21 protein-coding genes and 1 riboswitch are annotated in these 26,461 nt (G+C 72.6%); of the genes, 10 read left to right on the top strand and 11 right to left on the bottom strand.

The window, feature by feature from the left end; translation table 11 throughout:
- Position 1: 1 nt before the first annotated feature.
- A riboswitch (cyclic di-AMP (ydaO/yuaA leader) is annotated at positions 2-166 on the bottom strand.
- Positions 167-318: 152 nt separating this feature from the next.
- Positions 319-1,038 carry an iron-dependent transcriptional repressor DtxR gene (locus IEW03_RS03695; RefSeq protein ID WP_188522294.1) on the bottom strand — a complete coding sequence of 240 codons (720 nt, stop codon included), beginning with the start codon at positions 1,036-1,038 and terminating at the stop codon, positions 319-321.
- 164 nt (positions 1,039-1,202) lie between these two features.
- Here IEW03_RS03695 and serC point away from each other — a divergent pair, with 164 nt between their 5' ends.
- Together serC and IEW03_RS03685 are read left to right on the top strand one after the other, a co-directional pair.
- Positions 1,203-2,354, top strand: coding sequence for a phosphoserine transaminase (serC, locus tag IEW03_RS03690; RefSeq protein WP_188522293.1), 1,152 nt, complete (start codon positions 1,203-1,205; stop codon positions 2,352-2,354).
- A 163-nt stretch (positions 2,355-2,517) separates the two neighbouring features.
- Entirely contained in the window at positions 2,518-3,309 is a 792-nt protein-coding gene (locus tag IEW03_RS03685; protein WP_188522292.1) for an MHYT domain-containing protein, read from the top strand.
- A gap of 30 nt (positions 3,310-3,339) precedes the next feature.
- Here IEW03_RS03685 and IEW03_RS03680 read toward each other — a convergent pair whose 3' ends face one another.
- From IEW03_RS03680 to IEW03_RS03665, 4 genes are all read right to left on the bottom strand, one after another.
- On the bottom strand, positions 3,340-4,647 hold the full coding sequence (locus IEW03_RS03680) for an MFS transporter (RefSeq protein WP_188522291.1): 1,308 nt from the start codon (positions 4,645-4,647) through the stop codon (positions 3,340-3,342).
- A 176-nt stretch (positions 4,648-4,823) separates the two neighbouring features.
- Complete coding sequence (locus IEW03_RS03675; protein WP_188522290.1) at positions 4,824-6,137, bottom strand: UDP-glucose dehydrogenase family protein; 1,314 nt, start codon at positions 6,135-6,137, stop codon at positions 4,824-4,826.
- Between the two features lie 118 nt (positions 6,138-6,255).
- Positions 6,256-7,719 (bottom strand): NCS2 family permease, encoded by a 1,464-nt coding sequence (locus IEW03_RS03670; RefSeq protein ID WP_188522289.1) that lies wholly within the window; start codon positions 7,717-7,719, stop codon positions 6,256-6,258.
- Between the two features lie 98 nt (positions 7,720-7,817).
- The gene (locus IEW03_RS03665; protein WP_229737356.1) at positions 7,818-8,543 is read right to left on the bottom strand and encodes a CAP domain-containing protein; all 726 of its coding nucleotides are present in this window, start codon (positions 8,541-8,543) and stop codon (positions 7,818-7,820) included.
- 216 nt (positions 8,544-8,759) lie between these two features.
- Between IEW03_RS03665 and IEW03_RS03660 the strand changes: the two genes are divergently transcribed.
- Together IEW03_RS03660 and IEW03_RS03655 are read left to right on the top strand one after the other, a co-directional pair.
- Positions 8,760-9,413 carry a class I SAM-dependent methyltransferase gene (locus tag IEW03_RS03660; RefSeq protein WP_188522288.1) on the top strand — a complete coding sequence of 218 codons (654 nt, stop codon included), beginning with the start codon at positions 8,760-8,762 and terminating at the stop codon, positions 9,411-9,413.
- A gap of 88 nt (positions 9,414-9,501) precedes the next feature.
- The gene (locus IEW03_RS03655; protein ID WP_188522287.1) at positions 9,502-10,191 is read left to right on the top strand and encodes an O-methyltransferase; all 690 of its coding nucleotides are present in this window, start codon (positions 9,502-9,504) and stop codon (positions 10,189-10,191) included.
- A 3-nt stretch (positions 10,192-10,194) separates the two neighbouring features.
- Here the strand turns inward: IEW03_RS03655 and IEW03_RS03650 are convergent, their stop codons facing one another.
- Entirely contained in the window at positions 10,195-11,658 is a 1,464-nt protein-coding gene (locus IEW03_RS03650) for a tyrosine-protein kinase domain-containing protein (RefSeq protein WP_188522286.1), read from the bottom strand.
- Positions 11,659-11,856: 198 nt separating this feature from the next.
- Here IEW03_RS03650 and IEW03_RS03645 point away from each other — a divergent pair, with 198 nt between their 5' ends.
- From IEW03_RS03645 to IEW03_RS03630, 4 genes are read left to right on the top strand one after another with little or no spacing between them, the layout of a single operon-like run.
- Positions 11,857-12,756: a glycosyltransferase family 2 protein gene (locus IEW03_RS03645; protein ID WP_188522285.1), complete on the top strand. Its 900-nt coding sequence runs from the start codon at positions 11,857-11,859 to the stop codon at positions 12,754-12,756.
- Complete coding sequence (locus IEW03_RS03640) at positions 12,753-13,574, top strand: glycosyltransferase family 2 protein (RefSeq protein ID WP_188522284.1); 822 nt, start codon at positions 12,753-12,755, stop codon at positions 13,572-13,574. The genes IEW03_RS03645 and IEW03_RS03640 overlap by 4 nt, the downstream gene beginning before the upstream one ends.
- Positions 13,571-14,842: a hypothetical protein gene (locus tag IEW03_RS03635; RefSeq protein WP_188522283.1), complete on the top strand. Its 1,272-nt coding sequence runs from the start codon at positions 13,571-13,573 to the stop codon at positions 14,840-14,842. The genes IEW03_RS03640 and IEW03_RS03635 overlap by 4 nt, the downstream gene beginning before the upstream one ends.
- Positions 14,839-16,347 (top strand): lipopolysaccharide biosynthesis protein, encoded by a 1,509-nt coding sequence (locus IEW03_RS03630; protein WP_188522282.1) that lies wholly within the window; start codon positions 14,839-14,841, stop codon positions 16,345-16,347. The genes IEW03_RS03635 and IEW03_RS03630 overlap by 4 nt, the downstream gene beginning before the upstream one ends.
- On the opposite strand, the gene IEW03_RS03625 is transcribed toward IEW03_RS03630, so the two are convergent.
- The 3 genes from IEW03_RS03625 to IEW03_RS03615 all read right to left on the bottom strand — a co-directional run bounded on the left by IEW03_RS03625 (position 16,341) and on the right by IEW03_RS03615 (position 20,443).
- The gene (locus IEW03_RS03625) at positions 16,341-17,852 is read right to left on the bottom strand and encodes a sugar transferase (RefSeq protein ID WP_188522281.1); all 1,512 of its coding nucleotides are present in this window, start codon (positions 17,850-17,852) and stop codon (positions 16,341-16,343) included. The two genes, IEW03_RS03630 and IEW03_RS03625, sit on opposite strands and share 7 nt — an antisense overlap.
- Before the next feature lie 23 nt (positions 17,853-17,875).
- On the bottom strand, positions 17,876-18,370 hold the full coding sequence (locus tag IEW03_RS03620) for a peptidase (protein WP_188522280.1): 495 nt from the start codon (positions 18,368-18,370) through the stop codon (positions 17,876-17,878).
- Positions 18,371-18,592: 222 nt separating this feature from the next.
- Positions 18,593-20,443 carry a DUF4012 domain-containing protein gene (locus IEW03_RS03615; RefSeq protein ID WP_188522279.1) on the bottom strand — a complete coding sequence of 617 codons (1,851 nt, stop codon included), beginning with the start codon at positions 20,441-20,443 and terminating at the stop codon, positions 18,593-18,595.
- Positions 20,444-20,547: 104 nt separating this feature from the next.
- On the opposite strand from IEW03_RS03615, the gene IEW03_RS03610 reads away from it, so the two are divergent.
- Positions 20,548-21,132, top strand: coding sequence for an arsenate-mycothiol transferase ArsC (locus IEW03_RS03610; RefSeq protein ID WP_188522278.1), 585 nt, complete (start codon positions 20,548-20,550; stop codon positions 21,130-21,132).
- Positions 21,133-21,159: 27 nt separating this feature from the next.
- Here IEW03_RS03610 and IEW03_RS03605 read toward each other — a convergent pair whose 3' ends face one another.
- Entirely contained in the window at positions 21,160-22,668 is a 1,509-nt protein-coding gene (locus tag IEW03_RS03605) for a sugar transferase (protein WP_229737355.1), read from the bottom strand.
- 217 nt (positions 22,669-22,885) lie between these two features.
- Here IEW03_RS03605 and IEW03_RS03600 point away from each other — a divergent pair, with 217 nt between their 5' ends.
- Positions 22,886-23,143, top strand: a complete 258-nt coding sequence (locus IEW03_RS03600; RefSeq protein ID WP_188522277.1) for a DUF2530 domain-containing protein — start codon at positions 22,886-22,888, stop codon at positions 23,141-23,143.
- A 3-nt stretch (positions 23,144-23,146) separates the two neighbouring features.
- On the opposite strand, the gene IEW03_RS03595 is transcribed toward IEW03_RS03600, so the two are convergent.
- Complete coding sequence (locus IEW03_RS03595) at positions 23,147-26,458, bottom strand: sacsin N-terminal ATP-binding-like domain-containing protein (RefSeq protein ID WP_188522276.1); 3,312 nt, start codon at positions 26,456-26,458, stop codon at positions 23,147-23,149.
- Between the last annotated feature and the right edge of the window lie 3 nt (positions 26,459-26,461).

Here is a 26,461-nt window from a genome sequence, read left to right as displayed (position 1 = left end):
GTCAACCTCTCCTGTCGCCTACGAGGTCAGCTGTCGGGTTCGGGTGGGAGAAATCACCCGGCCGCCGGTACCCGTCGTCCAGACCGGGCCGTGCGGCTTCACCCCGAGGGCGCCGTTACCGACGCCCGGAAGTGGGTCCCCCGCTCCTGCCTTGCGATGTTCCGTGGGAGCTCGACCGGTGGCAGGATTCGGCGTCCGGACGAGCGCCCGCCAGATCGATCTCCGACGAGCGTCCCGACCGTACCCGAAGGACAGGGCCCATGTCACGCTCCGGTCACGACACGCGCACGATCCGTGCACGCGGGACGGACGCCGTGGTCAGCGGGCCGCGACGAACAGGTGCTTGGCCAGGTCCTCGGGGAGCTCGAGGACGGTCGGCCCGTCCTCGACCTGCACCGCGTAGTCCGCGCCCGCGCGGCGGGCGACGATCTGCGCCCCGGGCACGAGGCCGGACTCCGCGAGCCGGGCCAGGAGCTCGACGTCGACCTGGAGCGGCTCGGCGATGCGCTGCAGCACCAGCGACCTGCCGTCGCCGTCCGCGTCACCGCCGGCGGCCGGGGCGGAGAGCACTGCCGGCAGCGACTGGACGCCCGCCAGGAAGGGGACGTCCTCGTACTGCTCCCCCAGCTCGGACAGCCCCGGGATCGGGTTGCCGTACGGGTCCATGTGCGGGTGGTCGAGGAGGGTGACGAGCCGCTTCTCGACGAGGTCGCTCATCACGTGCTCCCAGCGGCACGCCTCGGTGTGCACGTGCTCCCAGTCGAGCTTGATGACGTCGGTCAGCAGCCGCTCGGCGAGCCGGTGCTTGCGCATCACGCGCGTCGCCTTCGTCTGGCCGGCGTCGGTCAGCTCCAGGTGGCGGTCGCCGGTCACGACGACGAGTCCGTCACGCTCCATGCGGGCGACCGTCTGCGACACCGTCGGCCCGGAGTGTCCCAGGCGCTCGGCGATGCGCGCCCGCAGCGCCGGGATGCCCTCCTCGCCGAGCTCGTAGATCGTCTTGAGATACATCTCGGTGGTGTCGATCAGGTCCGTCACGTCCACTCCCGTCTTCAGGCCCGGGCCTAGTCTATTCGCACCCCGTCCGCCCAGGCCCGGTCCTGGCGCACGACTGGCGCGGCGCTCGCGACATCCTGCCCCACGCCACCGACACCGAGCACGCCGATTCCCACGGATCCCACCACCCAGACCACGGAGAGCCGATGCCCACGCAGCCCACCCTCGCCATCCCGCCGTCGCTGCTGCCCTCCGACGGCCGCTTCGGCTCCGGCCCGTCGAAGGTGCGCCCCGCGCAGGTCGCCGCCCTGGCCGCCGCGGGGGACCCGGCTGCGCCCGTGCTGGGCACGTCCCACCGTCAGCCGCCGGTGAAGGACCTCGTCCGTCGGGTCCGCCAGGGCCTGGCCACCCTGTTCGACCTGCCCGACGGCTACGAGATCGCGCTCGGCAACGGTGGGTCGACCGCGTTCTGGGAGGTGGCCACCGCGTGCCTGGTCGAGCGCCGTGCCCAGCACGCCGTCTTCGGCGAGTTCGGCGGCAAGTTCGCCGCCGCCACGGGACGCGCCCCCTTCCTCGAGCCGTCCCAGGTCCGTGACGCCGCGCCGGGCTCGGTCGCCCTGCTCGCGACGGCCGACGGCGTCGACACCTACGCGACGGTGCACAACGAGACCTCGACCGGCGCCATGGCCCCGGCCGCGCAGGTGCCCGACGCGCGGGCGGACGGGGCCCTGCTGCTCGTGGACGCGACGTCGGGCGCCGGCGCCCTGCCCGTCGACGTCGGCGCGACCGACGTGTACTACTTCGGGCCCCAGAAGGTCTTCGCCTCGGACGGCGGCCTGTGGCTCGCGATCTGCTCGCCCGCGGCCGTCGAGCGTGCCGCCCGGGTGGAGGGAGCGGCGGACCGGACCGGGCGCTGGGTGCCGGAGTTCCTCTCCCTCACGACGGCGCTCGCCAACTCGCGCGCGGACCAGACCCTCAACACCCCCGCGGTCGGCACCCTCGTGCTGCTCGCCGAGCAGGTCGAGTGGATGCTCGAGCAGGGCGGGCTGGCCTGGTCGACGGCGCGCTGCGCGGAGTCGGCCGGCGCCCTCTACGGGTGGGCCGAGGCCCGGGACTGGGCGACGCCGTTCGTCACCGAGCCGTCCGCGCGGTCGACCGTCGTCGGCACCGTCGACCTGGACCCCGCGATCGACGCCGCCGCGGTGGTGGCGACGCTGCGTGCCCACGGCGTGCTCGACGTCTTCCCGTACCGGAAGCTGGGCCGCAACCAGCTGCGCGTGGGGCTCTTCCCCGCCGTCGAGCCGGACGACGTGCGCGCCCTCACCGCGTGCGTCGACCACGTCGTCGCCCACCTCTGAGGGGCGGCGCCGTCCGGCGGACGTGCATACCACACCCCGGACCGGACGCGCCCGGAATCACCGGCTTTTTCACCCGGTCGACTTCCTGTTAGCGTGCGGCCGCCGAGTGGACCCACCACGCTGGAGCCAGGGTCCCGGGCAATGCTGCCAGGGAGGGCGACCAATGCTGGAGATGAACCACCTCACGTACGGGATCATCACCCCGATCCTCGCGTACCTCGCGTCCTGCGTGGGCGCGGCGACGGGCCTGTCCGCGACGTCGCGCGCACGAGCGTCGAAGGACGCCCGCACCCGCAGCATCTGGCTGCTGATCGGCGCGGTCGCCATCGGCGGCACCGGCGTGTGGGTCATGCACTTCATCGCGATGCTCGGCTTCACCGTGACCGGCATGCCGATCTACTACGACGTCCCGATGACCGTCCTCAGCGCCCTGGTGGCCGTGGTCGTCGTCGCGATCGGGCTGTTCCTCGTGGGCTTCGCCGGCGACCGCGCCTGGGTGCTGCTCATCGGCGGGCTCGTGGCCGGGTTCGGCGTCGCGGCGATGCACTACATGGGCATGGCGGCCATGCGGATGTCCGGCCACATGACCTACACCACCTGGATCGTCGGGGTGTCGGTCGTCATCGCGATCGTCGCCGCGACCGCCGCCCTGTGGCTGTGCGTGCACGTGAAGGGGTGGAAGGCCACCACCGGCGCCGCGATGATCATGGGCGTGGCGGTGAGCGGCATGCACTACACCGGCATGGCGGCGCTGAACATCGAGGGCACGCCCGGCGTGCCGCCGGGCGGCACCAACCCGATCGACCTCCTCGGCCCGCTCATCTTCGGGATCGCGGCGCTCACGGTGGCCCTGATCTTCATCGTGATGATGTGGCCCACCGAGGACGAGATGCGGTCGCGGGACGCCTTCGAGCGGCGCCTCAAGCGGCGCCAGCAGGCCAAGGCCGGCGTCTGACGTCGTCGCCCGGACGGCCCCGCCGCGCGGTCAGGCGGCCAGCGCGGCCGCCGGCCGCTCGACGGCGCAGTCGCGGTCGCGGTCGAGGTACTCGATCTGCAGGTGCGGGCGCTGCAGCACGCGGTAGCGCACCCGCAGGCGCCAGCGCCGGATCGCCCAGACGGTCGCCGCGATCGCGACCGCGAACGTCGCGATCGAGCCGACCAGGATGGACCAGCGCGGCCCCCACGCCTCGCCGATCCAGCCGACGACCGGCGCGCCGATCGGCGTCGCGCCCTGGAAGACCATGACGTACAGCGCCATGACCCGCCCCCGCATCACGGGGTCGGTGGAGACCTGCAGCGCGCTGTTCGCGGCCGTCATCATCGTCAGGGACGCGAGCCCCACCGGGATGCACGCGACCACGAACGTCGAGTAGGTCGGCATGAGGCCCAGCACCGCGGTCGACACCGCGAAGGCGAAGGCGGAGCCGATGACCAGCCGCACCCGCGGCCGGTCGCGGCGCGCGGCGAGCAGCGCCCCCGTCAGCGACCCGATGGCCAGCACCGAGCCGAGGATGCCGTACTCGCTCGCCCCCCGGTCGAACTCGACCCGGGCCATCAGCGCGGACGTGAGCTGGAAGTTCAGCCCGAACACCGAGACCACGAACATCACGACCATGATGACGACGATGTCGGTGCGGCCCCGCACGTAGCGCACGCCCTCGAGGATCTGGCCCTTCGCGCGGGGCGTGGCCGGGCGGCTGCGCAGCTGGCGCACGTTCATCAGGGCGAGCGCCGCGATGGTCGCGGCGAACGTGACGCCGTTGATCATGAAGACCCAGCCCGCGCCGACGGCGGCGATGAGCAGGCCGGCGACGCCCGGGCCGATGAGGCGGGCGCCGTTGAACGACGCGCTGTTCAGGCCGATGGCGTTGGGCAGCTTCTCCACGGGCACCAGGTCGGCGACGAACGTCTGCCGGGCCGGGCTGTCCAGCGCCGAGACCACGCCGAGCAGCAGCGCGAAGACGTAGACGTGCCACAGCTCCGCCCGCCCGGACAGCACGAGGGCGCCGAGCCCGAGCGCGAGCAGGCCCATGCCGCCCTGGGTCGCCATCAGCAGGCGGCGGCGCGGCAGCCGGTCGGCCAGGACGCCGGCCCACGGGGACAGCAGCAGGAACGGCACGAACTGCAGGGCCGTGGTGATGCCGACGGCGACGCCCGACTCGTCGCTGAGGTCGGTCAGGACGATCCAGTCCTGCGCGACGCGCTGCATCCAGGTGCCCACGTTGGCCACCAGGGCGGCCGCGAACCAGATGCGGTAGTTGGCGTACTTGAGGGAGGAGAACGTGGCGCTCATCGGTCGATGCTCCGGAGGTGGTCGTCACTCACGGGTGCCACAGGACTCCTGTTCCTCGGGGGGGTGGACGCCTTGGTCAACCAACGATCGAATCGTTCTATTCCCACCCGTGGAGAGACCCGGGCCACAGCCGGGACGCCGGCTCCCGCGGCCGCGGGGTGGCGACCGGGGGCCCCTCAGCGCCTGCCGAGGGCGCGGTACCGCCAGCCCGCCGCGGTCCACGCGGACCGGCTCAGCGCGTTGCGACCGTCGAGCACCGTGCGCTGCGCGACGAGGACGCCCACGCGCTCCGGGTCCAGCTCCTTGTAGTCCTGCCACTCCGTCAGCACGAGGACGGCGTCCGCGCCGGCGAGGGCCTCCTCGAGGTCGCGCTCGTACCGCAGGTCGGGCCGCTTGGCGCGCGCGTTGTCGATCGCCTGCGGGTCGTGCACCGTGACGGCCGCACCGAGCTCGGCGAGCCGCGTCGCCACGTCGAGCGCCGGGGAGTCGCGCACGTCGTCGCTGTCGGGCTTGAACGCGGCCCCCAGCACGGTCACCTCGGCGCCGTCGACCATGCCCCCGAGCACCTCGGTCGCCAGCTCGACCATGCGTGCCCGGCGGCGGGTGTTGATGGCGTCCACCTCGCCGAGGAACGCGACGGCGTCACCCGCCCCGAGCTCGTCGGCGCGTGCCATGAAGGCGCGGATGTCCTTGGGCAGGCAGCCGCCGCCGAAGCCGAGCCCGGCGTTGAGGAAGCGGCGGCCGATGCGCGCGTCGTGCCCGATGGCGTCGGCCAGCCGGGTCACGTCTCCCCCGGCGACCTCGCAGAGCTCCGCCATCGCGTTGATGAAGGAGATCTTGGTGGCGAGGAACGAGTTGGCCGCCACCTTGACGAGCTCCGCCGTCGGGTAGTCGGTGACGATGCGCGGCACGCCCTCGGCCAGGGGCGCGGCGTACACCTCGTCGAGGGCCGCCGCCGCGCGCTCCCCCGCCGGGCCCTCGGGGACCCCGTAGACCAGCCGGTCGGGGTGCAGCGTGTCCTGCACGGCGAGGCCCTCGCGCAGGAACTCCGGGTTCCACGCGAGGACGGCGCCCGGCGCCGCGGCCGCCACCGCCTCGGCCAGGCGCGCCGCCGTCCCCACCGGGACCGTCGACTTGCCCGCGACCACCTCCCCCGGGCCGAGGTGCGCCGCCAGCGCGGCCGTCGCCGTGTCGACGAAGGACAGGTCGGCCGCGTTGCCGTCGTCGCGCTGCGGCGTCCCGACGCACATGAAGTGCACCCGGGCGCCCGCGACCGCCGACATGTCGGTGGACACGGTGAGCCGCCCCGTGGCCTCGACCCGGGCCAGCAGGTCGTCCAGCCCTGGCTCGAAGAACGGGGCCTTGCCGGCCGCGAGCGCCGCCACGCGGCCGGCGTCCACGTCGACCCCCACGACGTCGTGCCCCAGGCTCGCCATGCTCGCGGCGTGGACCGCCCCGAGGTAACCGAGGCCGATCACCGAGACCTTCACGCGTGCCGCCCTTCGTCGCAGGCGCCGCCCGGGCAGGCCTGTCCGGGCGGTGTCGCGCTCAGCCTAGGGCGCGGGCACTCCCCGGGGCGACGACGGTCCCAGGTGGTCGGCCCTCAGGTCAGAGGCCGAGCGCCGCCTGGATCGGCCCCAGCGTGAAGTAGACGACGAACATGGCCGCGGCGATCCACATCAGCGCGTGGATCTGCCGCACCTTGCCCAGCGCGAGCTTGATGATGACGAAGGAGATGAAGCCGGCGCCGATGCCGTCGGCGATGGAGTAGGTGAACGGCATGATGATGATCGTGAGGAACGCCGGGATGGCGATCTCCACGTTGCGCCAGGAGATGCCCGCCACCTGCGCCATCATCAGGTAGCCCACGAAGACGAGGGCCGGGGCGGCCGCCTCGTAGGGCACCAGTGCGACCACCGGCGACAGGAAGGTCGCGAGCAGGAAGGCGACACCGGTGACGACGGCCGCGAAGCCGGTGCGGGCGCCGGCGCCCACGCCCGTCGTCGACTCCACGTAGGCGGTGTTGGACGACGTGCTGCCGACGCCGCCGGCGATGGCGGCCACGGAGTCCGCGACGAGGATGGCGCGCGTGCGGGGCGGGTTCCCCTCGGCGTCGAGCAGCTTGGCCTCGCCGCCGACGGCGACCATCGTGCCCATCGTGTCGAAGAAGTCCGCGATGAGCAGCGAGAACACGATGAGGACCACGGAGACCGCGGCGATGTTCTCGAAGGAGCCCAGCAGGGAGAACTCGCCGATCAGGCCGAGGTCGGGCGTGGTCACGACGCCGTCGAACGCCGGGGCGTTGAGGTTGAAGCCGTTCGGGTTGCCCTCGGCCTTGGTGCCGATGTGCAGCGTGTTCTCCAGCACCACCGCGAGCGCCGTCGCCGTGATGATCGCGACGAGCATGGCGCCGCGGACCTTGCGCACGAACAGCACGATCGTCAGCACGAGCCCGACGACGAACACGAGGATCGGCCAGGTGCCGAGGTTGCCCAGCGCGAGGACGGTGCCGTCGCCCGGCACGACGAAGCCGGCGTTGACCAGGCCGACGAGCGCGATGAACATGCCGATGCCGACGCTGATCGCCGTCTTGAGCTCCACCGGGACGGCCCGGAACACCGCCTCGCGGAACCCGGTGAGCACCAGGAGCAGGATGATGATGCCCTCGATGACCACGAGGCCCATCGCGTCGGCCCAGGTCACGTTCGGCAGGCCGGCGATCGAGTACGCGACGACGGCGTTGAGGCCCAGGCCCGCCGCGAGGCCGAGGGGGTAGTTCGCGCCGACGCCCATGATGATGGTCACGACACCGGCGACCAGCGCCGTGGCGGACGCGACCATGGCGAGGCTCTCGGGCGTCGCCTCCGCACCGCCGCCGAGCACCTGGCCCGTGCCGTCCGGCACCGTGCCGATGATCAGCGGGTTCAGCACGATGATGTAGCTCATCGCGAAGAACGTCACCAGCCCGCCGCGGATCTCCGACCCGATGGTCGAGCCTCGCTCGGTGATCTTGAAGAAGCGGTCGATCGCGCTCAGGTCGCCTGCCGGCGGCGCGGTGGTCTGGTTCGCCATGAGCAGAATCATGGCAGACCGTGTGAAGGATTCCTTCATGGAATCCCGTCCGTGACGCCGATTTCACATCGGCCGGTCCACCGGAGGGGCGCCGCCGCTCAGTCGGCGTCGTCGCTCTCGAGGAACACGTGCGAGCACAGCATCTGCGGCCTCTTTTCGGCCTCCCCGTCCTGCACGCACGCCACCGCGCCACGGTCGAAGCCCTGGTCACGGACGTTCGATGCATGCCCCGGCGAAGCGAGCCACGCGTCCACCACCTCCTGCGGCGGTCGCTCCGACCGGGCGAGGTTCTCGCCCGCCCGCGCGACGCCGCACTCGTCGAGCACGTCGTCCAGGTCACCGTGCGTCAGTTCCTGTGCGCCGACGAGGGCCTGCGCACGCTCCGCGGCCACCCGCGCGGCACAGTCGTCGTGCTCCAGCACCTCGACGCCCGCGTCCTCGCGTGCGACGTTCACCAGCCTCTCGAGGTCGGCAGCAGGGGTGACGGATGCGGTGCGACCCGGCGGCGTGGACGGACCCGTCCTCTCTGGCGGCCCGCCGGTGAGGCCGCAGCCCACGAACAGGCCGACGGCCGCGGGGACCAGCACGAGCGCGGAACGAACACCGTGTTGTCTGCGTCGGCCCACGGTGGCGCCCCCGGAGCTCGGCCAGATCCGCACCTGCGCACCTCCCGTCGGCTGCCGAGGCAGGCGTCTGCCGACACTACCTCCGGCACTCGACATCGGCGCCACGAACGGTGTGCCGCAATCCATGTGTCGTAATTCCCCTGGGAGGTCGAACTCGAGGTCCGGCGATACGCTCGCTGCAGCGGGAATGCCGGACATCGACGGGAATGAATTGTCTCCCTCCGGTGGGCTGACGAAATGCACGCACACCAATCACAGGCGACACGCGCGAAGGCCGGTGGCATGGAATCAAAACAAGTGGCGCACGTGCGGTCCGTACGACCATCGCAGTCGACCCCGCGAAGGCGACGTGCCGCAGGTCAGGTCCGGAGCGTCGCGGCAGACGCGAGGTTCGTCGCGCGGTCGACCGTCCGGATGCTCCGGGGTGTCGCACCACGCGAGTGTCCGTTCTGCGGATATCGAGGAAGATTCTCGCCCGCGGGCGACCCGCCGCGGCTCGACGCCAAGTGCCGGGTCTGCCGGTCGTTCGAACGACACCGGCTCCTCCTGCTCGCCGTCCAGCGGCAAGCGCTCGTCGCGCCGGGCGATCGCGTCCTCCATTTCGCTCCCGAGATGCAGGTAGCGCAGCTTCTCCACGAGATCTCGCCGGGCCTCGTCGTGTCCGCGGACATCGACGAGACCGTCGCGGACATCCGAGTCGACATCGAGGCGATCGACCTCGAAGACGACTCCTTCGACGCGATCGTGTGCTCACACGTCCTGGAACACGTCGACGACCGATCGGCTCTCAGGGAGCTGTACCGCGTCCTGGCTCCCGGGGGCCGCCTGATCGTGATGGTTCCCATCGTGGAGGGTTGGGACCGCAGCCATGAGAACACCGGCGTGACGGACGCCCGGGAGCGCAAGATCGAGTTCGGTCAGACCGACCATGTCCGGTATTTCGGCAAAGACTTGCGCGACCGGATCAAGTCCGCGGGATTCGAGCTCTCCGAATTCGTCGCCAGCCCGGCGGACTGCCGACGATACGGCCTGGTCCGTGGCGAACGCGTCTTTGTCGGGACGAAATGACTTAGATCGGGACGGGAATGCCGCGAGGCCTTGCGATACCGACGTTCTGAGCGCGCGCCGCTGAGCACGCGCTCGTACAGTCGAATCCATGCTGCGAGAGTCAACCTCGGCGTCGTCGCGCGTTGCCAAGATGCTCGTCCGCGACCCGGGACGACTGTGGATCGCGGTCCGCGGCGCAGCTCGCGTCGGAGGCCAGATCGTCCGGGACCCGCGCCAGGTCGGCTACCTCGGACGATGGATCCCCACGGTCGAGCGCACCACCCTGGAGCTCAGGCTCCCCTGGCTACCCTTCCAGATCATCGACCGGCTCGACGAGGTGCTCACCCCCGAGTCCTCGGTCTTCGAGTACGGGGGCGGCGGCTCGACGCTGTGGATGGCAGAACGGGCCGGCGAGGTGGTGACGGTCGAGCACGACCCGGAGTGGGCGGAGGCACTACGGGAACGGACGGCCGCCCTTTCGAACGTCGACCTCCTCGTCAGGAGCGCCGCCGACGACTACGCCGACTACGTTCCCGCGATCGACGACTACCCCGACGAGCACTTCGACGTCGTCGTCGTTGACGGCAGGCAGCGCGTCCGGTGCTTCGAGCACGCGCTGCCCAAGGTCCGTCCCGGAGGCATGCTGCTGCTCGACGACTCCGAGAGGTCGCGGTACGCCCCCACGTTCGAGCTCGCCCGCAGGCACCGTCACGTCACGATCCGGGGCCTTGCGCCGAGCAAGTCGAAGGCGGCCCAGACGACGGTCTGGCTGCCCCGGGCCACCTCACCCGCCCGTTGATGGTCACGGTCCTCCGAGCCCGACCCGGCTACGAGTACGACCGGAGGAGTGCGCCCCGTGCAGCATCTGGTCCCCCGGGTGGCTCGGTGCACCGACCCCTGATCTGCCGTCGGACCCACCGTCCTGCTCGTAGTACTGGTAGCGATACTCCGACGCATCGGACTGTGCCACCCCGTTCAGCACGACCCCGTGGAGACTTGCCCCGCCGGTCGACAGGACGCGGAGTGCCTGTTGCACCTGGGCGTTGTGGATCTCGCCCGCCCTGACGACCAGGATCGTCCCGCCGGTGAGCCTCGCGAGCACCGCGCTGTCGGTGACCGGAAGGAGCGGGGCGCTGTCGATCACGGCCACCTCGTACTGTTCGTCGAGCTGGGCGACCAGCCGTTCCATCTGCGCCGAGCCCAGGAGCTCGCTCGGGTTCGGGGGGATCTCCCCGCTCGGGAGCACGAACAGGTTGGTGTCTCCCCACGGTTGCACCGCTGCTTCCAGGGGCACCCGTCCGATGAGCACGGTCGTCAGACCCACGGACCCCTCGAGACCGAGGTACCGGGACACGCTCGGACGTCGCAGGTCTCCGTCCACGAGCACGACCCGCGTACCCGCGTGCGCCAAGGTGATGGCGAGGTTGATCGCGGTGGTGGACTTCCCTTCCCCCGGGAGCGAGGAGGTGACCAGCACCCGCCGTCGGTCGTCGTCGAACTCGAGGAACTGCAGGTTGGTCCGGAGCCTCCGGAACGACTCGGCGCGACGGCTGTGCGGGCTGCCCTGGACGATGAGCGGCTGGCTCACCGCTTCTTCGTCGAACGCGATCGTCCCGAGCAGCGGTGCATCGGTCAGAGCACGGACGTCCTCGTCCGACCGCACACGGGTGTCGAGGGTCGCTCGGAGCACCGCGATGCCCACGCCGATGAGGAGACCGAGGGCGAGGCCCAACGCGACGTTCAACGTCGTGCGCGGCGTGACGGGGCCTTCCGGGACCTGCGCCTCCCGGACCGTGCTGATCTGGACCGGCGAGGGTTCGCCGCCCGAAGGGCGCTCCAGCTCGGCGACGACGGTCGCAAGGCTCGATGCGATCGCGTCCGCCGTCTCGGCCGCACCCTGCGGTTGTGGATCGGTGACGCTGATGGTGATGAGAACAGTCTCCTCGGGGGATTCCGCTGTCACCCTCTCCGCCAAGGTGTCGACGGAGTCTGCCAGCCCGAGCTCGTCGATCACCGGCTGGAGAACTCGAGGGCTCGACACCAACGCCGTGTAGGACGAGACCTGGTTCGCGGTGAAGGAGTTCCCGGCGACGAGGTCACCCAGAGACTCTCCCGACCGTGTCGACACGAAGACCTGGGACTGGGCCTGGTACTGCGGAGTGGTGGCGGTCGACAGCAGTCCCGCAAGAACGATCCCCGCAACCGCCGAGATGGCGATCACGAGCCAGTGCTTACGGAGGACGCTCAGATACTCGGCCAGCCCCATGGCACCCCCGTCGTCACCTCGCTCGAACCACCCGAGTCGTCGCACGTCGGTCGGATTGTCGAAGTTGAACCATCAGCGAGCCTAACTGCGAAGGGTGCGCACCGCGCGCTCACGCTGCACTCGCTGTGGTGCGTGGATAGTGTGACATCGTCCCGCTCGGCTCGAAATGCTCGGCGACGCGTCGAGGAGGTCAGTCCCGTGGATCGGCTTCAGATCATCGTGGTGACCTACGGGCGGCCCGATCTTGTCGCACGGTGCCTTTCCTCGGTCCGCCTCTCTGCACCGGATAAAACGACGGTGCATGTCGTCGACAACTGCTCCCCCGACGACACCCCCGATGTGGTGGCGGCACGATTTCCGGAGTTCATCCTGCACCGCCGGAAGTCGAACGACGGCTTCGCGGTGGCGAACAATGAGGTCCTTTCCGACATCTCTGCCGATTACGTGCTTCTCCTCAATCCCGACACCGAGATATCTCCCGGAATCCTCGATCAGCTCCTCGACGGGATGGACGGGGCGCCCGACGTGGGCATCGTGGGATGCCGGCTCGTCACGGCCGACGGAACGCTCGACCATGCTGCCAAGAGACGGATCCCTAGGCCCTGGACCGCTGCCCGGTACTTCGCCCTCAGGCTCGTCGGACGCACCGGCACCGCGTACACCGCGCCGGACGTCGGCGAGTTCGACGTCGCCGATGTCGAAGCCGTGAACGGGGCCTTCATGCTCGTCCGCTCCGAGGCTGTCCGCGAGGTCGGTCCCCTCGACGGGCGGTTCTGGATGTACGCCGAAGACCTGGACTGGTGCGTGCGGATGCGGTCCCAGGGTTGGAGGATCGTCTACGACGGCCGGGTCTCCGCGACGCACCTCAAGGGAGGTTCGTCCGGCCGCACACGACCGTTGCGGCTGAACTTCCACTTCCACCGCAGCATGGTGCTCTTCTACCTCAAGCATCAGCGGGGGCACCCGCTGGTCGACGCAGGCGTCGTCCTGGGCATCTGGCTGCGCTTCGCGCTCTCCACCGCGGTGAGCGGTCTCGTGCAGGCCGCCGACGTGTCGAGGGCCGCCGTTCGCTCCAGGGCAGCGGTGGCGGGCTCATGAGCGAGACGTCGAGGGCGACGCACGACCGGGTCAGCGTCGTGCTGCCGACCTACGACCGCGCGGAGACGCTGCCCGCAGCGATCGACAGTGTGCTCGAGCAGACCGTCCCCGTGCACGAGCTCGTCGTCGTCGACGACGGGTCCTCCGACAGCACTCCCGCGATCGTGGCGGAAGCAGCAGAGAGGGACTCCCGCGTCCGGCTGGTGCAGCAGCCGCACCTCGGTGCGACCGCCGCACGGAACCGGGGCATCGCCGAGTCCGAGGGCGACCTCGTCGCGTTCCAGGACAGCGACGACCGATGGATGCCCACCTTCGTGGAGCACCTGCGGCCCTGGGCCGGCCCCGACACCGTGGTCTTCGGGACGTGCCGGGCGTGGGCCGGGTCGAGCCCGAGGCTCGAGCCACCACGCCCCGTCGGCGATCCCCGGCGTGCGCTCCGGCTGACGAACCGGTTCTCCACCCAGTCCGCGATCCTCGACGCAGCCCTGCTCCAGGTCGTGCGATTCGACCATGGCCTCCGGCGGTTCCAGGACTGGGACCTGTGGTTGTCCCTGATCGAGAGGACGAACGCCCGGCTTCTGCACGTGCCGGTCGTCGTGGCGGACAAGTTCATGTCCGAGGACTCCATCACCCGCGGTGACGCTCGGGTCAGAGACGCCAGCATCCGTCGCATCATGGGGCGACACTGGCGGTTGTTCGCGCGAGACCCCGTCGCGCTCGCACGCACCACGGCCCGCGGGTTGGTCCGGCCGGCGCTGCGCTCCGTCCGCACCACGGTCGGTCGGGCGCGTGCGGTACGCGTCGAAGGATCTGCATGACAGCCGTCGCCGACCCGGTGCAGGCGGCGGCACCTCACGACGTCGACCGCGCGGCGCGACTCGTCGCGGCGTCGACCGTGATCGTGATGGTCGGGATGCTCTTCGGGATGAAGCTGGCGGACCGGCTCGCCGTCTCCAACATCGCGCAGGTCGTCGGGATCGCCTTGCTCTTCGTGGCCTATCCCCGGCTCCTGCGAGCCCGCGACGTGATCCTGATCCTGGCGGGCGTCGCCTCCGTGGCGGTCGCGTCGCTGTCGATCTCGTTGCAGTACGGCGCCCGGATCCTGCCTACGCACATGATCTACTTCGTGCTCGCCACGGTCTACCTGGTCGCCGTCTACCGGGCCAGCCGTGACCACGGCGCCGCGGACGCCCTGTCGCACGGGGTCCGCCACGCCATCCCCGTGACCGCGGTGGTGCTCGTGGCGATGCTCGCCCACGACCGCTGGACGGGAACCGAGATTCCGGACCTCGGTTTCGACGACAACTCGCACGCCGCCGTGGCAGCGTGCTTTCTCGCCTTCGCCTCGCTGCGATTCCTCCGCACGCCGCTCCGGCTGCTCGTCGCCCTCGGCTTCTTCGCCCTCGCCCTGATCACCTATTCCAGGATGCCCTTCTTCTTCGCTCCGTTGCTCGCGCTGGCCTTCGTGACCGAGTACCGCCTGGTTCGCGCCCACGCGGTCAAGGTGTGGCAGGTGTACGGGGCGCATCTCGTGTTGCTCGCCGCCGTCGTGCTCCCCGGGCTGCTTGCAGCGCGCGCGGCGGCGCAGTTCACCGTCTTCGAGCGGGTGCTGGCTCCGGGCGAGTCGACGTCCGCATCGACGGCCTCTCACCTCGAGCTGCTCTCGCTCGGCGCACAGCTCAAGATGGACAGTGCATGGAACCTGCTGCTCGGAGTTACACCCGGGGGTTTCTCGAACTCCGTGGCAGGGAGCCAGGTCGACCTCACGAGCATCGCCGTCAAGGATCCCTTGGTCTACCAGGCCATCTTGGAGGGCACGGCGCCGCTCCACTCGACGCTGGGCTCGATCGTCCTGGAGTTCCCGCTGTGGGTCGCGCTCCTGTACCTCGCGGTCCTGGCACGGACCGCGCTCGCCCTCGTTCGCAGAAGGGAATGGGTGATGGCCATGTTTCTGGTCGCCCTGGTCGTCGCCACGTCGCTCTACTCGAGCCACAACGAGCTGTACTTCGTCGTCGGCCTCGCCGTGCCCATCGCCCTCGCGTACGGCAACCCGCCCGCAACACCACGTGCCGCCTCCACCGCATGACGGGCGGCGCTGTGGGTGGCCCGCGCCGCCTCGGAGGAATCGCCGCCCGCGGCGGCGTCTCGACACTCGTCGGACAGCTCGTGCGGGCAGGCGTTCAGGGGATATCGCTGGTCGTCCTCGCCCGACTCCTCCTGCCCGAGGACTTCGGGCTGGTGGCGATGGCCGCCGCTGTGGTGCGTATCGGCGACGTCGTGCGGGAGGGCGGGATGGCGAACGCTGCGATCCAGGCCGCGACGCTGTCCGAGGAGGAGCGCGACAACCTGTTCTGGCTCAACACGGCACTCGGTTGCGCCACCGGAGCGACGCTCTACCTCCTCGCGCCGCTGGTTGCGGCGTTCTACGGCGAGCCCACCCTGACCGAGGTCACGCGGTGGCTCGCCCTGACGTTCGTGCTGGGGGGAATGACCACCCAGTACAGCGCAAGCATCGTGCGGGAGATGCGATTCACGGCCGCTGCGGGGATCGACGTCGTCGGCCAGGTCGCCGGCCTCGTCACCGCGGTCGCCATCGCCCTGCTCGGAGGCGCCTACTGGGCCCTGGTAGGGCAGAACCTCGCGATCGCCCTGGTGATCTGCGTCGGCTCGGCCGGCGTCGCGGGTTGGGTACCGCGTCTCCCCCATCGCCGGGTGAGCATCCGCCCGCTCGTGTCCTACGGCCTCCATCTTCTCGCCAGCCAGCTGGTCGAGCAGACGTGTCGCGCCGCCGACACGATCGTGGTCGGCTTCCGGTTCGGCGCGGTCTCGGCCGGACTCTACAACCGGGCGTTCCAGCTGATGGCCCTTCCCATGCGGCAGCTCACGTACCCGGCGCAGCGCGTCGCCCTGACGATCCTGGCCCGCCTGCAGGACGAGAAGGACGAGTTCTGGCCGTTCGTGCGACGAGGCCAGACGATCCTGCTGCACGCGCTCACACCGATCTGCACGGTGGCCGCAGCGATGGCCTCACCGCTCGTCGACATCGTGCTCGGGCCCTCCTGGGCGCCGGCAGCGCCCGTCCTGACGCTGCTGATGATCGCCGCTGTCTTCGAGACGGCGACACAGCCGACCACCTGGGTCCTGCTGTCGACGGGTCGTACACGCGCGCTGTTCGTCTTCACCCTCGTCACCCGCCCGCTGCTGCTGGTTGCCATCGTCGTCGGATCGGTCGGCGGAATGACAGGTGTGGCGGGTGGCGTGGCCGCGTCGGCCGTCGTCACCTGGCTGGCAGGCCTGCTCTGGATCCGTCGGACGAACGACGCCCCGGCCGGCCAGCTGTTCGGCGTCGCCTTCCGTGCTGTCGTCGCGCACGGGACCGCCGCCACCGTGGGCAGCGTCGTCGCGTCACGACTCGACCTCGCCGGACCATGGGCAGAGATCGCGGTCGGCCTCGGCAGCACCGTCGCGACCCTCGGCGTCGTGGCGCTGAGCTGGCCGACGCTGCGCCGTGACCTCGCGACCGTCTGGCGCAGCACACGGCTCCTCAGGCGTTCCACCGGATCTGAGGGCTCCGGCCCAGGCCGTCAGTAGGCCCCGTCAGGGCTGAGCACCGCCCGTGCGGTGCGGAGCAGGATCCCGATGTCGCCGACGAGCGTCCAGTTCTCCACGTAATACAGGTCCAGTCGCGTGCTCTGGTCGAGCGGCAGGTCGTTACGACCGCTCACCTGCCAGAGCCCCGTCAGGCCGGGCTTGACGAGAAGCCGGCGTCGTAGAGCGTCGTCGTACTGCGCGACCTCGAACGCGACCTGCGGCCGCGGTCCGACGAGGCTCATGTCCCCCTTGAGCACGTTGAGCAGCTGAGGGAACTCGTCGATCGAGTACCGGCGCAGGAATCGGCCGAAGCGGGTGACCCGAGGGTCGGCCTTGGGCTTGTAGAAGACCCCGGCCACACCGTCGAGGGCCTCGGCGAGCTGCGCCTCGGCGCCGAGGCGCATGGTGCGCAGCTTGTAGAGGGTGAACGGCTCACCGTTCAGCCCGATGCGCTCCTGCCGGAAGAGGGCTGGGCCCGGACTGGTGAGGCGGACGACGCCGGCGACGAGGAGCAGCGGCAGCGCGACGAGCACCAGGCCGATCCCTGCGACCGCGACGTCGAAGGCGCGCTTCAGCACGTGCTGGGTGCCGGTGTAGCCGGGCGGGGCGACCTGGACCACGGGGACCCCGTCGACCGGCGTCACCAGGAGGCGGGGACTCGCGACGTCCGCGAGGCCGGGGACGACCAGCAGGTCCGCCCCGGTCGGTTCGAGGTCCCACGCGAACTGCTTGATCATCTGGGTCGTGGCCGTGTCGGAGGCAGTGACGGCGACCGCGTCGATGCCTGACCTCCGCGCGATGTCCGGCGCCTCCCGGACGTCTCCGAGCACCGGGACGTCGGGCAGCGGCGACGCCACCGCGGCACCGCCCGGCACGCAGACCCCGACGACGTCGAAGCCGGCCGCGCGCGCGCGACGCATGCGCACACCGAGGTCGTGGACGGTGTCGAGCGCGCCGACCAGCAGGGTGCGCCGGCGGTACTCCCCTCGCGCGCGATCGGCGTGCAGGCGCCGTGCGAGGAGCGCCCGGCCGGCCAGCAGGAGGGCGAGGCCGACGGGCAGCGCCACCGCGACGTACGAGCGGGCAAGGTCGAACTTCAGCAGGTAGCAGATCACCGCCACGAGCCCGAAGAGCGCGAGCGAGGCTCGCACGGCGCGCACGACCTCTTCGCGACCGGATCCCAGCACCCGGTGGCTGCGGGCGCCGCCGACGCCGAGCGCGAGCACCCATGCCTCGACCAGGACCACGGAGATCAGCAGGTACTGCCCGCCGCGCGGCTCCAGCAGCCCCACGTCGACCTCGAGGTCGAAGCGCACCAGGTAGGCCGCCGCGACCGCGACGACGATCGCCGCCACGTCGACGAGCAGCGCCCGCGAGACGAGCGCCGACTGCCAGGCTTCCCTGGCCCGGGGCGGCCGCGCGACCGGCGCGACGCCGCCCCAGACCTGGGGTTTATGGATGACCGAGCTGCCCTGGACGGGCGTGACGTCCTTCTCGACCGTCATCGGGACAGTTCCTCCCGCTCACCTCACAACGAGCTGCCGCTGCGACCCGGCTCGGACCGGGCAGCCCGGCGGCTCCGGGCGCGGGCGGCGAGGAGGGCGACCAGGCCGGCGACCAGGAGGCCGGCTGCCGCGAGCAGGTACGGCGCGCTGGACGCACCGGTCACCGCGAGGATGCCGCCGTCGGAGCCGTCCTCGGCGCTCACGCCGACGGTGCCGTCGTCGGTCACGGACCCGACGCCCCCGCCGTCGGAGCCTGCCGCCACCGCGGTCACGCTCGCGGAGCCCACGACCTGCCCCTCGGCGTCGGTCCCGGTGAGGGTGTACGTACCCTCCTCCGGGAGGGTGACGGAGAACGACGCCGCCCCGTCGGTCGTCACGGCGGTCTGCGCGCCGGCGACCTCGATCGCGTCGTCGTCGACCCCTGGGATCTCGAGCGTGAACGACGCATTTCCGGCGGGACCGGAAAGGTTGACCGCGAACGGCACACCGACCGTCGCGGTGGTGACGCTGACGGTCATGGAGTACTCGTCGGGCGAATAGGTGAAGTCGTCGGTGTCTGCAATGGCAGCCGCGGTCGGGATCACCATCAATGTGGCAAGTGCCCCGACAAAGGCGACAAGACGTCGGATCATGCTCTCTGTCCCCTGTGTGGCGAAGTGTGGGGTAAGTGCGCGGCTCGGCGCACCCGTCTGGCGCCCAACGGGGCGCTCCTCAACCAAATCAGTTGGAAAGGCATCGCCTCAACGCTCTGCGCGGGCACCCGGGGTCGACCTGACGACGACATCATCGGATTGATGCTTCCCGGTGATCATGACATAGGTCACAGCGCTTGTCTCGCCAGGAGACAAACTCAATGAACGCGCTCCGACAATGAGGTGATGATGCACCTGCGGGAAAAGACCGACATTCCCCTCTGCGTCGCGTGCGGACACAATTCGCCCCCCGGCGGGGGCGTAGACCAGCGAGTTCATCCGCAGCTCACCAGGATTTTCCTCGTCCATTCCCGTGACATATGCGGGCAGACCGCGCACCTCGTCGGCGGTCGCGGAGTTCGTGTGCGTGACGGTCACGGCGAGCTCGTGCGAGCCGTCCGGCCGGTCGGCCACGACCTCCACGTCGACGTCCGAGTCCAGGTACCAGCCCATCTTGGCCGCGCGGGTCATCTGCGCATACACGCCGACGACGGGGGTTTCGTCCCCCTGGACCCCCCGCAGCGCCCCGTCCAGCACCGTCCCGTCGAGCTGGGCCTGCTCGGCGCCGTCCGCCGACCAGAGCATGACGCGCCCCTCGCGGGCGCTGCCCGCCAACGCGTCCATGAGCCGGGCCGTGTCGCCCTCGCCGGCCATGACACGCTCGAACGCCTCCTGGGTGACGTCGGCGAAGACCTCGTCCTGGTCGTCCGGTTCCGGGTGCCGGACGTAGACGTCGTGGAGCAGGTACCGGGCGAGCTGCTCCCCCGCCAGCTCGTCGCCGTCCGGCACCTGGAGCGGGCCGTCCGCGGCGAGGACGTCCGCGAGCGCCACCGGGTCCATCGAGAGCACGCCGTCGACCGTGACGCCCGTGCGCTCGCGCCACATCTCGCGGGCGAGCTCGGCGGCCCGGGGAAAGTCGGGGGTCATCGTGACGTTCTGAGCGAAGCGGGCGAGCTTGTCGCCGAACAGCGCGGACTCCGAGTCGTCGAGCGGGAGCACCGACTCGTCGAACACACCCAGCGACGACGCCGCCCGCTGGTCCTCGATCACCAGCTCCCCGTCGTCGGCGCGCAGCTGGATCAGCGAGCCCGGGATGCCACCGAGCGCGCGGGGCTCGGCGTTGGACTGCACCAGGACGAGGTACCGCCGCTCCTCCTGCGCGCCCAGCATGGCCGGGACGAGCTCCGCGGCCCGCGCGGCGGTGGCGGTCGTGGACCGGACCTCGGCGAGCCGGGCCCCGACCTGCGCCACGGCATCGTCGACCTGCGGGAGCAGGGTGTCGTCGATCGCGGTCACCGTCTCCTGGGCGCTCGCGAGGTCGCGGTCCGCGTCGACCACGGTCGGCGCGACCTGACGCAGCGGCTCGAGGTCGAGGCGCCCGTCGCTGGGCGCCAGCGCGCCGGGATTCACCACGGCGACCGCGGCCGCCAGGTCCTCCAGGGGGCCGTGCGCCAGCGTGTCGGAGACCTCGGCGAGCGTCGCCACCGCCTCGGCTGTGGAGCCGGCGACCGGGAGGCGCGCCGCGAACGACCAGTGGCTGCCCGACGTCGCCTGCACCGCCTCGGCGGTGTCCTCCTGGAGCCCTGCGAGGCCGGCGTCGACCTGGTCCGACCGTCCCGCGACGGCGTCCGACGAGAGCGCGGCGATCTTGGTCGCCGCCTGCTCCAGCGAGTCCCGGGCGCGCAGGGCGTCCGTGACGACGCGCGCGAGCAGGAGGGCGAGCAGGAGCAGGACGACCACCAGCACCCAGATCGCGATACGCACCCGACGGCGGCGGACCGCACGCCGGGTCCGGGGCCGGCGGGGGCGTCCGTGCCCGGAAGGCGCCCTGTCCTCGTCCATGTCGACCATCGGTGTCGGGGCGTTCGCCCACCGCTCGCCCCATCCGGGATGCGTCATGAGCTCTCCCGTCGTCTGCTGGGTTCGGGCAGCGGTCGATCGCCGTCACGCTACCCGCGGCGCCCGAGCCCGGCTCGGTGGAGCCTTTCCGTGGAGGAGGTGGCATGACGTACTCGGTGCTGGTCGTGTGCACGGGCAACATCTGCCGCTCGCCCGCGGCGCAGCACCTGCTCGACCGCGCGCTGGACGACAGCGTCGCCGTCTCGAGCGCCGGCACCCGTGGCCTGCCCGGCTGGCCGGTCGACGAGCGGATGGCCGCCCACCTGAGGGACGACGGCGTGGAGCTCGGCCCGTTCCGGTCCCGCCCTCTGACGGGGGAGATGATGGCGGGCGCCGACCTGGTCCTCACGGTCACCGCGGCGCACCGGGCGTCGGCGCTCGCGCTCCACCCCTCCGCCGTGCGGCACACGGTCACGCTCGGCGAGCTGTCCCGCCTCGCGGCAGAGCTCCCCGGCGGGAGCGTGCAGGGCGCCACCGACGCCGAACGTCTCGCCGCCCTGGTGCCCGCCGCGCTCGCGCTCCGTCCCCGGTTCCTCGGGCAGGACGGCGACGACGACATCCGCGACCCCTACGGGCGTCCCGACGACGAGTACTGGCGGTCGTACGCCTGGCTCCGACGTCAGGTGGGTCGTCTGGTGACCTCGTTGCACGGCGGCGCGGGCGCGGTCGGCACGCCCCGGCCCCGGTGACCACGGCGACGGGCGGAAGGGCGACGCTCAGTACGCGCCGGAGCCGGTGACGACGGCCTTGGCGGTGCGCAGCAGGATGAGGAAGTCGCCGATCAGCGTCCAGTTCTCCGCGTAGTAGACGTCCAGCCGCACGGCCTCCTCCCAGGAGAGGCTGGAGCGCCCGGCCACCTGCCACAGCCCGGTGATGCCCGGCTTCACGCGCAGCCGGCGGCGCATGCGCGCCTCGTACTTCGACACCTCCGCCTGCAGGGGCGGTCGCGGCCCGACCAGCGACATCTGGCCGGCGAGCACGTTGAACAGCTGGGGCAGCTCGTCCAGCGAGCAGCGTCGCAGCACGCGGCCCAGCGGCGTCACGCGGGGGTCGTCGCGCAGCTTGAACAGCACGCCGGCGCCGTCGCTGGGGCCGGCGAGCACGGCGGTCTCACGGTCGGCGCCCTCGCGCATGGAGCGGAACTTCAGCATCCGGAACGTGCGCCCGTCGCGCCCGACCCGGTCCTGGCGGAAGAGGACCTTCCCCGGGCTGGTGAGCTTGACGGCGACCGCGACGACCACCAGCACCGGCAGCAGCACGAGCGTGATGACGGCCGCCCCGATCCAGTCCACGACGGACTTCAGCACGTACCGCGGCCCGGTGAACCGCGGGGCGTCCACGTGCAGCAGCGACACGGACTGCTCGGGGGTGACGGTGATGCGCGGGCCGGCGACGTCGGCCAGCTCGGCGGTCAGCATGAGGTCGACGCCCACGGGCTCGAGCTCCCAGCCGAGGCGGCGCACGACGTCGGCCGTGACGCAGTCCGACCCGCTCACGGCCACGCAGTCGGCGCCGACCGCCGTCGCCATCGTGCCGGCGGTGCGCAGGTCTCCCACGATCGGCACGCCCAGGATCTCCTCCCCCGGCCGCACGTCGTCGGTCACGGGTACGCACACCCCGACCACCCGGTAGCCGGACGGGCGCTCGTTGAGCTCGTGGACGAGCCGTTCCACCTGGTCCCGCAGCCCGACGGCGAGGACGAGCGTCACGCATCCGCCCGCCCGGCGCTGCCGGTGCAGCCACGTGCGGCTCGCCCAGCGGCCGGCGAGCAGCAGCCCGATCCCGGTCGGCACCGCGACCAGCAGGAACCAGCTCGCCCCCGGCCACGACAGGAGGAGCGCCAGCAGCGCCAGCGGGGTGACGAGCTTCCACGACGCGGAGAAGACGCGCTGGTACTCGGCCGGCCCGGATGCGAAGACCCGCACGTCGTAGGCCCGGCCCAGCGCGAGGCTGCAGCACCACGCCGCTGCGAGCACCACGGCGAGGATCAGCTGGTCGAGGACGACCCACGGCGTCACGCTCTGCGGCACGGCCAGGCCGCGCACCCAGGCGGCCAGCACCGCGGTCGCGAGGACGACGGCCACGTCCGTGCGGATCAGCCGGCGGCGGTACACGGCCTGCCACGGCTCCCCGCGGAACGAGTCCCGCACCTCGCGGAGCTGCGCGGCACGGACGGCGGCCCGGCGCGAGCGCGGAGCCTGGCCGTTGACGGGGATGGTGATCACGGCGGCTCCTCCCTCTCGTGCGGCCGGGTCGATCACCACAGTAGGAGCGCCATGTCGGCGCGGAGGACGTTCTCGTGGTCCTTTCACCCAGGCTTTCACCCGTGCTTCACCCGGGGGTGAAAACGGCGCTGACCAGCGCTGTCACCCGGCCTTCATCCTTGACTCCCGGCCGCCGCACGGGGCGCCGCACGGGCGCCCGCCCGCCTAGACTGACCTCGTGCCGTCGATCATGAGCCTGCTGCTCCACCCGGAGCGTCGTCGTCCCGGGCCCCCGCCGCTGCGGGTGGACCTGCGCCGGGTGCTCCTCGCCGGCATCGCAGCCTGGGCCGTTGTCCTGGTGGTGACCGTGGTGCTGCTCGCCCTCGGGCGCGCGACGCCGGAGGTCGTCGTCACCTGCGCCGTCGGCGTCCTGCTCGGCGGCCTGGGGCTGCTGTGGGAGCGGCGCAACCGGCGCGCCTACCGCGGCGAGGACTGATCCTCAGCCCCAGGCGGTGGTGACCCACAGCTCGGTGGCCCGCTCGGGGGCGGCGAGCACGGTCGCGAGGAGCGCGGCACGGTCCGGACGCCCCAGCCGGTCGGCCAGCGCGGCCGCGAGCCCCGCCCGGTCGGTGGCGTGCACCCGGCCGTCGGCGTCCACCCACCACGGCACAGGCGCCCCGGCGACGGAGAGACGCTCGTGGGAGTGCCAGGTCTCCGGCAGGCGCGGGTCGAGCGCGACGACGCGCGGGTCGAGCGGCTGCTCCTGCCCTTGACCGTCGGGTGAGGGCAGCCCGTCCTCTCCCACGACCGGCAGGTCCAGCAGGTCGGCGACGGCCTCGACCTCGACCTCCGGCACCGGGAGCACCGGCCCGAGCACGGCCCAGCGCGCGGTGCCCGCCACCTCCACGTCGTCGGCCCGCCGCACGACGACGTCGCTCGCGTCGAGCGCAGGAAGCCTGTCGGGCAGCGGGTCCAGGGCCGCGGCGCGCGCCGCCCGGCCGAGCCGCACCGCCAGCCCGGCCAGACCGCGCCAGACGCCGAGGGCGACGGGCAGCGGGAGCGCCTCGCCGACGCCGGGAAGGCGCTCCAGCGCGGCCGGCCAGTCCCCCGCCGCGAGCGCCCCGAGCCCGTCGACGGCGCCGAGCGCCCGCTGCACCTCGTCGTCCAGCCCCGCCATCGCCTCCGGCAGCAGGGGCAGCAGCGGGACGCCGGCGTGGCGCGCGAACGGCGCGCCCAGGGCGCGGCGCAGCCACCACGCGGTGTACGACGGCGCGCCGGAGACCGGCGTGACGAGCGCGCGGCGCGCGTCCGGGTCGGCGGCCAGGTGGGCCAGGACCTCGGCCCACCGGTCGTCGTCGGCCGGGTCGTCGTCGGCCCGGTCGTCCTCGGGCACGCCGTCCGCCGCCTCCGGGACGGAGACGGCGTCCAGGTCGGCCACGGCGAGCACGTCGCCCAGGTCCACCCCGGGCCCCAGCCGCTCGCCGAGGAAGCGCAGGTAGTCGGCCCACCCGGCCAGCCAGCCCGCCGGGTCGTCCGGGCCGTGCTCCGGCTCGGGGTCGTCGGCGTCGGGGGTGAGCACGTCGGGGACGCGGTACACCGCGAGGTCGGCGCGGGCGCCGACCGCGCGCAGCAGCTCGGCCCCGTGCCGGGCCATCGCCGCCCGCGTCACCGGCGCCAGGCCGTCCATCGCGTCGGCGGCCCACGAGCCCGGCACCGACGTCTCGCGCGCGGGAGCCAGCTCGCCGTCGGCCGTCGGCAGCGGCAGCTCGCCGAGCCAGAACGGGAAGCCCTCCGCGCCCGCCGGCAGCGCCAGCCGCGCCAGCGCCAGCGCCGTCTCCACGACCTCCCGCGGTCGCGCGTCGACCGGCCCGACGAGCGTCGTCGGTGCCGGCCAGTCCGCCACCGGCGGCACCTCGGCGGCCCCGTCCAGCAGCGCCTCCGACGCGGCGAGCGCGAGCGCGCGCACCCCGTCGTCGTCGAGCAGCGCGCGGGCGTCGGTCGGCGTGGCCCCGGCGCGCACCAGCAGCGGGTGCGCCGCGTCGGGGTGCACCACGCGCACGGCGAGGGTGCGCGCGATCGCCACCAGCGCGGGGTCGTCGTCGTCCTCCGGCAGCACGACCGTGCCGCGCACGCCCGACGCCCGGCGCCCGTCGACGAGCGGCACGTGCGCGCCCGCCAGCGCCTCCAGCACCCCGGCGTCCGAGACGTGCGGCTCGAGCGCCTCGCACAGCGTCCACCAGCCGGCGGGCGGCAGGGCCGCGGGCAGCTCGGCGACGACGTCGGCGAGCTGCACGGTCGTGGCGCCCAGCCGGCGGGCGACGCCCTGGCGGGACGGCGCGAGCGCGACCAGCCCCGGGACGACCCCCGCGAGCGCGGCGACGAGCGCCTCGTCCTCGCCCGCCGGCCCGGCGAGCACGGTGGCGTCCTCGGGGGCCACCCGCGAACCTGCGCCCGAGCCGTCCGGGCCCGAGCCGTCCGGGCCGGGCCCCGCCGGCAGCAGCGGCGCCGTGCGCAGCGCGTCGGTGGCCGCCTCCCGGACCGCGGCGTCCAGCTCGCCCGCGGGCAGGTCGGCGGGCACGAGGTCGAGGACCGCCGCACCGTGCAGGCCCGACTCCCCGGCGGCCAGGTCGGTGAGCACCTCGGCGAACGCCGTCCCCGCCTCCGCCGCCAGCCGGTCCGTGACCGCGCCCGGCAGCACCTGCCGGCGACCCGGGTCGACCGGGAACGACGCGACCAGCAGGCCCGGCAGCGTCAGCGGGACGTCCGTGGGCGTGGGCGCGTGCAGCACGCCGGCGCGCGCGGGCTCCTCCCGCGGCAGCGCCCAGGTGACGGACCACGCGGTGCGCCGCTGCTCGCGCGGCAGGTCGGCCACGTCGTCGGCGTCCACGACCCCCGCGCGGCGGCGCACCGCCCACCGCTCGGCGACGTCGCGCACCGTGGTGCGCCGGGTCTCGCCGTCCGTGTCCGGCAGCTCGACGACGATCTCCGCGAGGGCGGGCAGGGCGAGCAGGAGCGCGTCGTCGACGGCGGCGAGCTGGTCGCGCACGGCGTCCACGGCGTCGTCGCGCAGCGCGAGCTCGACGACGGTGACCGCCCATTCCGGGGCGTCGGAGGGGGCGTCGAGGGCGGCGTCGGCCAGCGCCGGCGCCTCGAACGGCAGCCGCAGCACCGGCAGGTCGTCGCCCCGCTCGGCGACCGCGCGCCGCAGGCGCTCGGCACCCTCGCCCGCGCCCTCGGCGGGGGCGGTGACGGCGTCGAGCAGCTCCCGGGTGCGGCGCAGGGAGAAGCGCACGCCGCCGGTCGTCGAGCGCACCGCGACGTCGTCCGACACCGACCGGGTGGCGGCGAAGCCGACCCCGAACCGGCCGACCGGGCCGCTCCCGGCGGCGGGCTCGTCCGCCGGGCCGGACACCTTCGCCGACGCGCGCAGCGAGGCCAGCGACGCGACGCCGTCGGCGTCCAGGGGGGCGCCCGTGTTGGCCGCCACGAGCCGCCAGCCGCCCTCCGGGACGCGCTCGAGGCTCAGGCGCAGGCGCCCCCGGGCGTCGGCGCGCGCGGCGGCGTCGGCCGCGTTCTGGGCGAGCTCGACGACCACCCGGTCGCGGTAGTAGCCGCGGGCGTGGTCCTCCTCCGCGTTCGCGTCCTCCCGGAAGCGGGTGCCGGAGGCGAGCCACGCCGCAACCACGGCGTCCCGCAGCGCGGCGGCGCCGAAGGGGTCCGGCGTCGCGCCGGCCGGACCCTTCGTGCGTGCGTCGGTGTCCGGCTCAGTGGTCGCGACGGGCGGCCCCTGAGCCTGTCGATGTGCGACCACCGT

Origin of the sequence: Isoptericola cucumis, assembly GCF_014635665.1 — a bacterium.
Classification (GTDB): domain Bacteria; phylum Actinomycetota; class Actinomycetes; order Actinomycetales; family Cellulomonadaceae; genus Isoptericola; species Isoptericola cucumis.
This window is presented reverse-complemented; position numbering and strand designations above follow the sequence as displayed.

Bases quoted from the DNA above. Each gene is read 5' to 3' on its own strand.
- IEW03_RS03685 (WP_188522292.1), top strand. From the start codon at position 2,518: ATGCTGGAGATGAACCACCTCACGTACGGGATCATCACCCCGATCCTC.
- IEW03_RS03655 (WP_188522287.1), top strand. From the start codon at position 9,502: ATGCTGCGAGAGTCAACCTCGGCGTCGTCGCGCGTTGCCAAGATGCTC.
- IEW03_RS03680 (WP_188522291.1), bottom strand. From the start codon at position 4,647: ATGAGCGCCACGTTCTCCTCCCTCAAGTACGCCAACTACCGCATCTGG.
- IEW03_RS03625 (WP_188522281.1), bottom strand. From the start codon at position 17,852: ATGACGGTCGAGAAGGACGTCACGCCCGTCCAGGGCAGCTCGGTCATC.
- IEW03_RS03615 (WP_188522279.1), bottom strand. From the start codon at position 20,443: ATGACGCATCCCGGATGGGGCGAGCGGTGGGCGAACGCCCCGACACCG.
- serC (WP_188522293.1), top strand. From the start codon at position 1,203: ATGCCCACGCAGCCCACCCTCGCCATCCCGCCGTCGCTGCTGCCCTCC.
- IEW03_RS03610 (WP_188522278.1), top strand. From the start codon at position 20,548: ATGACGTACTCGGTGCTGGTCGTGTGCACGGGCAACATCTGCCGCTCG.
- IEW03_RS03620 (WP_188522280.1), bottom strand. From the start codon at position 18,370: ATGACCGTCAGCGTCACCACCGCGACGGTCGGTGTGCCGTTCGCGGTC.
- IEW03_RS03630 (WP_188522282.1), top strand. From the start codon at position 14,839: ATGACGGGCGGCGCTGTGGGTGGCCCGCGCCGCCTCGGAGGAATCGCC.
- IEW03_RS03660 (WP_188522288.1), top strand. From the start codon at position 8,760: ATGCTCCGGGGTGTCGCACCACGCGAGTGTCCGTTCTGCGGATATCGA.
- IEW03_RS03665 (WP_229737356.1), bottom strand. From the start codon at position 8,543: ATGTCCGGCATTCCCGCTGCAGCGAGCGTATCGCCGGACCTCGAGTTC.
- IEW03_RS03670 (WP_188522289.1), bottom strand. From the start codon at position 7,719: ATGGCGAACCAGACCACCGCGCCGCCGGCAGGCGACCTGAGCGCGATC.
- IEW03_RS03640 (WP_188522284.1), top strand. From the start codon at position 12,753: ATGAGCGAGACGTCGAGGGCGACGCACGACCGGGTCAGCGTCGTGCTG.
- IEW03_RS03650 (WP_188522286.1), bottom strand. From the start codon at position 11,658: ATGGGGCTGGCCGAGTATCTGAGCGTCCTCCGTAAGCACTGGCTCGTG.
- IEW03_RS03635 (WP_188522283.1), top strand. From the start codon at position 13,571: ATGACAGCCGTCGCCGACCCGGTGCAGGCGGCGGCACCTCACGACGTC.